This is a genomic window from Accumulibacter sp., assembly GCF_031732815.1.
Lineage (GTDB): Bacteria > Pseudomonadota > Gammaproteobacteria > Burkholderiales > Rhodocyclaceae > Accumulibacter.
The window spans coordinates 1-7,453 of the sequence record NZ_JAVMKF010000061.1; the positions used below are offsets into that span (position 1 = coordinate 1).

The 7,453-nt window shown below is 63.5% G+C and carries 6 protein-coding genes and 1 pseudogene; all 7 read left to right on the forward strand.

Annotation, left to right across the window (positions count from 1 at the left end; genetic code table 11):
* A partial coding sequence (locus RKP46_RS05180) for a 2-oxo acid dehydrogenase subunit E2 (RefSeq protein WP_311105639.1) occupies positions 1 to 587 on the forward strand: 587 nt, incomplete at its 5' end.
* Between the two features lie 90 nt (positions 588 to 677).
* Complete coding sequence (gene lpdA / locus RKP46_RS05185; protein ID WP_311105640.1) at positions 678 to 2,114, forward strand: dihydrolipoyl dehydrogenase; 1,437 nt, start codon at positions 678 to 680, stop codon at positions 2,112 to 2,114.
* 53 nt (positions 2,115 to 2,167) lie between these two features.
* Entirely contained in the window at positions 2,168 to 4,867 is a 2,700-nt protein-coding gene (locus tag RKP46_RS05190; RefSeq protein WP_311105641.1) for a LuxR C-terminal-related transcriptional regulator, read from the forward strand.
* A 260-nt stretch (positions 4,868 to 5,127) separates the two neighbouring features.
* Positions 5,128 to 5,793: an AAA family ATPase gene (locus RKP46_RS05195; protein ID WP_311105642.1), complete on the forward strand. Its 666-nt coding sequence runs from the start codon at positions 5,128 to 5,130 to the stop codon at positions 5,791 to 5,793.
* The gene (locus tag RKP46_RS05200; RefSeq protein WP_311105643.1) at positions 5,793 to 6,464 is read left to right on the forward strand and encodes a hypothetical protein; all 672 of its coding nucleotides are present in this window, start codon (positions 5,793 to 5,795) and stop codon (positions 6,462 to 6,464) included. The genes RKP46_RS05195 and RKP46_RS05200 overlap by 1 nt, the downstream gene beginning before the upstream one ends.
* A 212-nt stretch (positions 6,465 to 6,676) precedes the next feature.
* A complete protein-coding gene (locus tag RKP46_RS05205; protein ID WP_311105644.1) occupies positions 6,677 to 7,315 on the forward strand; it encodes a DUF47 family protein in 639 nt (212 codons plus the stop codon).
* Between the two features lie 13 nt (positions 7,316 to 7,328).
* Positions 7,329 to 7,453: pseudogene (locus RKP46_RS05210) on the forward strand (inorganic phosphate transporter); the annotation flags it as partial.

Here is a 7,453-nt window from a genome sequence, read left to right on the forward strand (position 1 = left end):
GTCCGATCATGGCGTTGCGCAAGCAGTACGGCGAGCGCTTCGAGAAGACGCACGGCGTGCGCCTGGGTTTCATGGCTTTCTTCGTCAAGGCAGCGGTCGCCGCCTTGCAACGCTTCCCGGTGCTCAACGCCTCAGTCGACGGCAGCGACATCGTCTATCACGGCTACATCGACATCGGTATCGCCGTGGGCAGTCCGCGCGGCCTCGTCGTTCCGATCCTGCGCGACGCTGACCAGATGACTTTTGCCGACATCGAAAAGAAGATCGGCGAGTTCGGTGTCAAGGCCAAGGATGGCAAGCTGTCGATGGAAGAATTGACCGGTGGAACGTTCTCGATTTCCAACGGTGGCGTTTTCGGTTCGATGCTCTCGACGCCGATCATCAATCCACCGCAGTCCGCGATCCTCGGTATCCATGCGACCAAGGATCGGCCGGTTGTCGAGAACGGGCAGGTTGTCATTCGCCCGATCAACTACCTGGCCATGTCTTACGATCACCGGATCATCGATGGCCGCGAGGCCGTGCTCGGGCTGGTGACGATGAAGGAGGCGCTGGAGGATCCGGCTCGCCTGCTGCTCGGCGTCTAACGCCTCACTTCAGGGCACGGAGAAGCCCAGGGCAGTACTCTGTGCGACCTTCGTGCCTGCGTGTCTCTGCGCTTGGAAAGGGAATTTGTCATGTCCAAACAATTCGACGTTCTCGTGGTTGGTGGCGGTCCGGCGGGCTATGTTGCCGCCATTCGGGCAGCGCAACTCGGCTTCAGTGTGGCCTGCTGCGAATCGAACGCCTACGCCGACCCGAAAGGCGAGCCGCGTCTCGGCGGTACCTGCCTGAATGTCGGCTGCATCCCCTCGAAAGCGCTGCTGCATACCTCGCACCTCTTCGAAGAAGCCGGTCACAGCTTTGCCGAGCAAGGCATTTGTGTCGGCGCACCGAACATCGACGTCAGCCGGATGATCGGGCGCAAGAATGGCATCGTCAAGCAACTGACCAGCGGCATCAAGGCGCTGTTCAAAAAGAACAAGGTTACCTTGCTTGCCGGTCATGCTGCCTTCGTCGAGCGCAAGGCTGGAGCGAGCAGCGAAGTCTGGCAGATGCGGGTCGGTGAGACCCTGGTCGAGGCCAGGCAGGTCATTCTGGCCACCGGCTCGAAGGCACGTCACCTGCCCGGCGTTCCGGTCGATAACGAGATCGTCTGCGATAACGTCGGTGCACTCGACATCGACGCCGTTCCGAAGCGGCTGGCGGTTATCGGTGCCGGCGTCATCGGGCTCGAGATGGGCAGTGTCTGGCGCCGGCTGGGTTCAGACGTTACGCTGCTCGAAGCACTACCCGAGTTTCTCTCGCTGGCCGACCTCGATGTCGCCAAGGAAGCCGCCAAGGTCTTTGCCCGGCAGGGTCTGAAGATCGTCACCGGAGTCACGATCGGCGAAGTCAGGGTCTCGCCGACTGGCGTCTCGCTCGATTACACTGACAAGGACGGGAACCCACAAAAGCTCGACGCCGATCGCCTGATCGTCTCGATCGGCCGCGTGCCGAATACCGATGGCCTGGGCGGCGAGAAGGTCGGCCTGCAGATCAATGCACGCGGGCAGATCGAGGTGGACGCGCACTGCCGGACGAATCTGCCCGGCGTCTGGGCGATCGGCGATGTCGTTGCCGGTCCGATGCTGGCGCACAAGGCGATGGAAGAAGGCGTCATGGTGGCCGAACTGATCGCTGGACAAGCCGGCCACTGCAATTTCGAGACGATCCCATGGGTGATCTACACCAGTCCGGAAATCGCCTGGGTTGGCCGCACCGAGCAGCAACTGAAGGCCGACGGAATCGCTTACAAGGCGGGGAAGATTCCCTTCGCGGCCAACGGTCGCGCACTCGGCATGGGCGATCCTACCGGTTTCGTCAAGGTCCTGGCCTGCGCCACGACCGACCGTATTCTTGGCGTTCACATCATCGGCGCCAACGCTTCGGAGCTGATCTCGGAGGGCGTCGTGGGCATGGAGTTCGGCGCTGCCGCGGAAGACTTGGCGCGCATCTGTCACGCCCACCCGACGCTCTCGGAGGTGGTGCACGAAGCTGCGCTGGCGTGCGACAAGCGGCCACTGCACTTCTGAGCGGGCGATTCTTGTTTGCTTCGCCGCACTGACGGCTGTCGCTCTTGGAGGGAATGCAACCCGTCCTGATCGTGCGCAGCAGACTCCATCGCCCGCCGGTCGTCGCCGACCCTGTCGTACGCAGCGAATTGATCGAAAGGCTCGAAGCCGGCCGCCAGTTGCCGTTGACGGTGATTTCGGCGCCAACCGGTTATGGCAAGACGCTGCTCGTTTCCCACTGGGTGGGCGGACGGGTGCCCGCCGCGGCTTGGCTTTCGCTGACGCGCGAGGAAAACGACCCGCTGCGTTTCGTCGCCTATCTGGTTGCGGCGGTGCGTACCGTCGTCGCCGATGCTTGCCAGGAAACGCGGTGCTGCCTGGAGCAGGGGCAGCCGCCGCTGGCCGTCGTCGGCGGGCTGCTGAACAACGACCTGGAAGCGCTCAGCGAGCCGCTGCTGGTCGTCCTCGACAACTACCAGTTGATCGAATCACGCGCAACGCACACCTTGCTGGACGGTCTGCTGGCGCACCCGCCAGGCGCACTGCGCCTGATCATCATCAGCCGCCGCGAGCCACCCTTGTCGCTCGCCACCTTGCGTGTTCGTGGCCTGCTGTGTGAAGTCCCGGGGCGCCTCTTCGAGTTCAGCGCGCAACAATGCATTGATCTGATCGAGCGCTGCGCTGGTCGCTGTCTGAGCGACGCGGAAAAGGTTCGCGCGCACGAGTGCACTGAGGGCTGGCCAGTTGGCGCGCGCCTAGTCGGGATGGCGTTACGCCACGGTGGCCGACTGGACGATCGGGCGCCTGCGCTGAACGATGGGCTGCACTGGATCGACGCGTATCTGCGCGAAGAGATCATGGCACCGCAAGCGGATGAGATCCGTCAGGGCTTGCTGGCGTCGGCGCTTGTCAGCCGCTGTTGCGCAGACCTCTACTCTGCCCTGGTCGGCGAAAACGGCGCGACGGACACTTCGGGTTCGCGCACCGAGGCGTTTCTGCGCGCCACCCGAGGCGGTGACGTGCCGCACTTGACGGTCGACGGCGAAGGCAAGTGGTTTCGCTATCACTCTCTGTTTCGCGGCTTCCTGTTGCGCCAGTTGTCCGAGTTCTGCTCAGTGCAGGCGATCACACAACTGCACTGGCGCGCCGCCGCCTGGTGGGAAGCGCATGGCGAAATGGCGGAAGCTGTACGCCATGCGCATGCCGCCGGCGGTGATAGCGCGGCTGCACGCCTGCTGCTCACTCATGCCGAAGCGTTGCTCGAGCGCCATCGGCGGCACGAACTGGCGCGCTGTTTGCGTTTGCTGTCGCTCGACGCGGTCGAGCAGACTCCAGCGCTGCTCCTGCTCAAGGCCTGGCTGATGCATCATCAGGGGCGGCACGTTGAAACCCCGCTGGTCCTTGACCGCATCGACGCCCTGCTCGGCGCCGACGATGCCGCTGGCGTCGTTCCTTCCGCCGAGCTGATTGGCTTGCCAGGTAGCGTGACGGCGCTACGCAGCGTGCAGTCCTACCTCGACGGTCAGGCGGGCAAGGCAATTGACTACGCCGAGCGCGCACTCGCGCAACTGCCAACCGACTGCCGGCATGCGCGCGTACTCGCGCAGAGCGTGCTTGCCGCAGGCCGGCAGATGAGCGGCGATCTACCTGCTGCGCGCGAGTTTCTGCGTTCGGCCCTGATCAATGCGAGCGGCCCGGTCGCCGTCTGCCAGGCCCCACTGGCGGCCGCGCTTTGCTTCATCGAGTGGATGGCGGCAGACCTGTCGGCCCTGCAGTGGACGGCGGGTCAGGCTTTCGACCTCAACGACAGCGGAGCCGGCTGCGCGGGAAACAGGGCACTTGGCGGCTATTTCGTCGGGATTGCTCACTATCAGCGCAACGAACTCGCCCAGGCAGAGGCCGCCTTGCTGCCTGCGCTGGAGCCGGCTTACGCCCCGCTGCTCGGCTACCGGAGCGAAATCTCGATCGCGCTCGCTGCGGTCTATCAGGCGCTCGGTCAGGCTGAGCGTGCGCGTGGCATCGTCGATGAACTGTGCCGACACCTGGAGCGCAACGAGGACTTGCCGGCACTTTTCCGCGCCCGCGCCTGCCAGGCCGACCTCGCACTGCGCCAAGGTCGGACAGCGGACGCCGCCAACTGGGCGCGCAGCTTCGACCCCGGTCCGGTGCAGTTCGCCTATCGTTTCTTCAATGCGCCGCATCTGACGCTGGCGCGCGTCTGGCTGGTGCAAAGGAGTAGCGAGAGCCTTGACCAGGCCGAGCAGCTTCTGCGTCTGCTGGAAGCGCAACTGACGGCCGGCAACAACACTCGTTTCCTGATCGAGGTGCTGGCGCTGCAAGCGCTGCTCGCGTCCTTGCGCGGGGATCAAGTGGCGACTGGCGAGCGGCTTGCCCGGGCGGTGGCGCTTGCCCAGCCAGGCGGCCTGATTCGAGTCTTCGTCGACCTCGGCCAGGACCTGGTCAGGCCGCTGAAGCGCCTCGAGGCGGCCAGTAATGCACCGCGTTATTTCGCGCAGATTCTGTCCGGACTCAACGACGATTTGCTGCTGAGCAGCGGCCGGCGTCAGCTCGGAGACGACCTGACGCGTCGCGAACTGCGCATCCTCAAGCTGTTGGCGCTGCGCTTGAGCAATGTCGAGATCTCCGAGGAACTGTGCATCTCGCGCGCAACGGTCAAGCGCCATACCCAGAACATCTACCGCAAGCTGTGCGCATCGAACCGGCGCGAGGCCGTCGCCCGCGCCAGCAGCCTCAAGCTGATCAGCGATCGTTGAGTCTGCGTCGGCGCTGATTGCAGCGCTTTTGCCGGTCGATTGGCGCGCGCCGAGAGGGCTACGCCCGGCGCCCTCCTCGAGCGCTGCGGCCGCTCAGCAGCTTTTCCTTGACCTGCGTCAGAGGCCTGCTCCCTGAGCAAGAAAATGGCCCATTTCATGGCCCGTTATCGCTCGTTTTTTGCCTTGTCGCTTCTTCTGCCGGTGGCATAATTGTTGATTATGAAGATTCCCGTCGGCAAAGCCTCTTTTGGAAAGGTTTCATGTCCATGCCATTAGGCAGGGTGATTGCCGTCGTCTCACAGAAGGGCGGAGCGGGAAAGACGACAGTGGCGATGCAGCTCGGCGGGGGCCTGCACGCCATCGGTGCTTCGGCGCTGCTCATCGATCTCGATCCGCAGGAGAGCGCTTTCCGCTGGGCCGAGTCGGCGTCCCTGATCGACGCCAAACTGCACTTGGACGTGCGCAAGATGTCTGGGCTCGAACTGATCAAGCACGTGGTCGAACTGCAAGGCGAGGCCGACTACATCGTGCTCGACACGCCACCGTCGATTGCCCATCCGTCGACCATGGCAGCCCTGGCTGTGGCGCATCTGGCCATCGTGCCGGCGGTGCCCAGTCCGACCGACCTGTGGTCTACGCTCGCCGTCGAGCGCCTGATTCTGAAGCGAATGGAGCAAAGTCACCGCCTGCACGGCTGCATCGTGCCCAACCGTGTGCAGAACACGGCGCTGGCCAGTGATGTCCTTGACCTGTTGCGTGAATTCACTCTGCCTATCCTTGACGTAGCGCTTACCCAGCGTAACGCGTATGCGCAGAGCGCGGTCGTCGGCGCGTCGGTCTTCCAGCTTGGTGCGAGCGCCGAAGCGGCGCAGGCGGAAGTGCGCAAGCTGGTTGCCGAAGTCCTCAAACAGTTGGGAGAAACCTGATGACCACCTCGGGAAACGATAGCGGCAACAAGGCCGCGTTGCGTGCCAGCCTGAAGAAGGAAGACGAATCCTTGGGTGAGCGCTTGGCGGCGAGCGATGTGCCGCTGCTTGTCCCGGCGGCCACGGAAGATGTGCCCGCTCCCATACCACCAGCCGAGGTGCCAGTCACTCCGCTCGGGCAGGCGAACGCTGCGCGGACAAGCGCTCAGCGTTCCGCTCCCGGCAAGCGCGGGGCCAAGGCCGTGGCTACCGGCAAGGCTGCGGCAAGCCGAGCGCCTGGAAACAAAGCGATTGACCCGGCAGCGACGGTCAAGGGCGAGAAGAAGGCGGCGCTGCCGGCCAAGGCGGGAAAAGCTGTGCAACCGGCCAAGACCGTTGCGGGCGACAAGAAGCCGGCGAAGTCCCGGCGGGCGGGCGAGCAAGTGGTCAGCACAGCGAAGGACAAGCGCGACAAGGTCGTCCGCTTGTCGGTTGAGATTTTCAAGAGCGAGGAAGCGGCAATCGAGGCTGCGCGCGCTGATCTGGTGAAGCTTGTCGGCTGGGCGGTGAGCCGCTCGGACATTCTGCGCGCCGGGGTTCGCCTGTTCGCCGAGCAGAAACTCGAACAAATGAAGGATGTGCTCGACGGGCTGCCCAGGATGGCTGCCGGGAAGGGAAAGAAGAAGAGTTGAGCCAGGCCCCGGAAGCGCGTGATCGGGCGGCGTCTGGTAGCGTTCGCCGCGACCCGCAGGCGGCCTGTCGGCCGCGCCGGCTGGAGGGGGAAAGAATGGCAAGCAGGAGAGCAGACAGGGTTCAGTAATCGCGCCGAGAACGGTCGGCGCGCTGGTTTTTTGTTGATCGATAGTGATAGTGCTCGACAGAGCAGTTAACCAAGGGAGGTCGTATGTTTAGCAGTCTGATGCCGCAACGCAAGGAATTTTTTGAACTTCTCGCCGCCCACGCGGAACAGGTGGTGGCCGGCGCGAATGCCACCTTGCGTCTGATCAATGGTTTGGGGGATAGCGGTGCAAACCTCGCGGCGCTCGTCGCGGAAGTCAATGAACACGAGCACAATGGCGACCAGATCAAGGCCAAGGTCATCGAGCGTCTGCACCAGTCCTTTACGACACCGATCAACCGCGACCAGATCCATGCGCTGATCAGCGACCTCGACATGACGCTGAACGTTCTGCAGAGCGTGGCCAACGCGCTGGGCATGTACAACATCACGCAGTCGACGGTCGAAGCGCGCGAAATGGCGGCGCTGAGTGCCGATGCCTGCATGCGCCTGAGCCGGGCAGTTGCCGCTCTGGCCGACAAGAATCGCGGCGAAGAAACCCTGAACCTGTGCAAAGAAATCGAGGAGATCGAATCGAAGGCCGACAAGGTTCAGCACAAGGCGATCACCGCGCTCTTCAAGGAGGGCGCCAACGTCTGGCAGACGATGAAGATGCGGGAATTCTATTCTCTGCAGGAAGCCGTGCTCGATGCCTGCCAGGACTCGGCGAAGATGATCGAAGAGATCCTGATCGAAAACTCCTGAGAGGTAGCCGAAAATGGAAGGCCTAAATATGAGCATCTGGACGCTGGCGCTGCTGATCGCAGTAGCGCTCGCGTTCGACTTCATGAACGGGTTTCATGATGGCGCGAACTCCATCTCGACGATCGTCGCGACCGGCGC

Excerpts from the sequence above, each read along its gene's own strand:
- lpdA (WP_311105640.1), top strand. The coding sequence starts at position 678 with ATGTCCAAACAATTCGACGTTCTCGTGGTTGGTGGCGGTCCGGCGGGC.
- RKP46_RS05190 (WP_311105641.1), top strand. The coding sequence starts at position 2,168 with ATGCAACCCGTCCTGATCGTGCGCAGCAGACTCCATCGCCCGCCGGTC.
- RKP46_RS05195 (WP_311105642.1), top strand. The coding sequence starts at position 5,128 with ATGTCCATGCCATTAGGCAGGGTGATTGCCGTCGTCTCACAGAAGGGC.
- RKP46_RS05200 (WP_311105643.1), top strand. The coding sequence starts at position 5,793 with ATGACCACCTCGGGAAACGATAGCGGCAACAAGGCCGCGTTGCGTGCC.
- RKP46_RS05205 (WP_311105644.1), top strand. The coding sequence starts at position 6,677 with ATGTTTAGCAGTCTGATGCCGCAACGCAAGGAATTTTTTGAACTTCTC.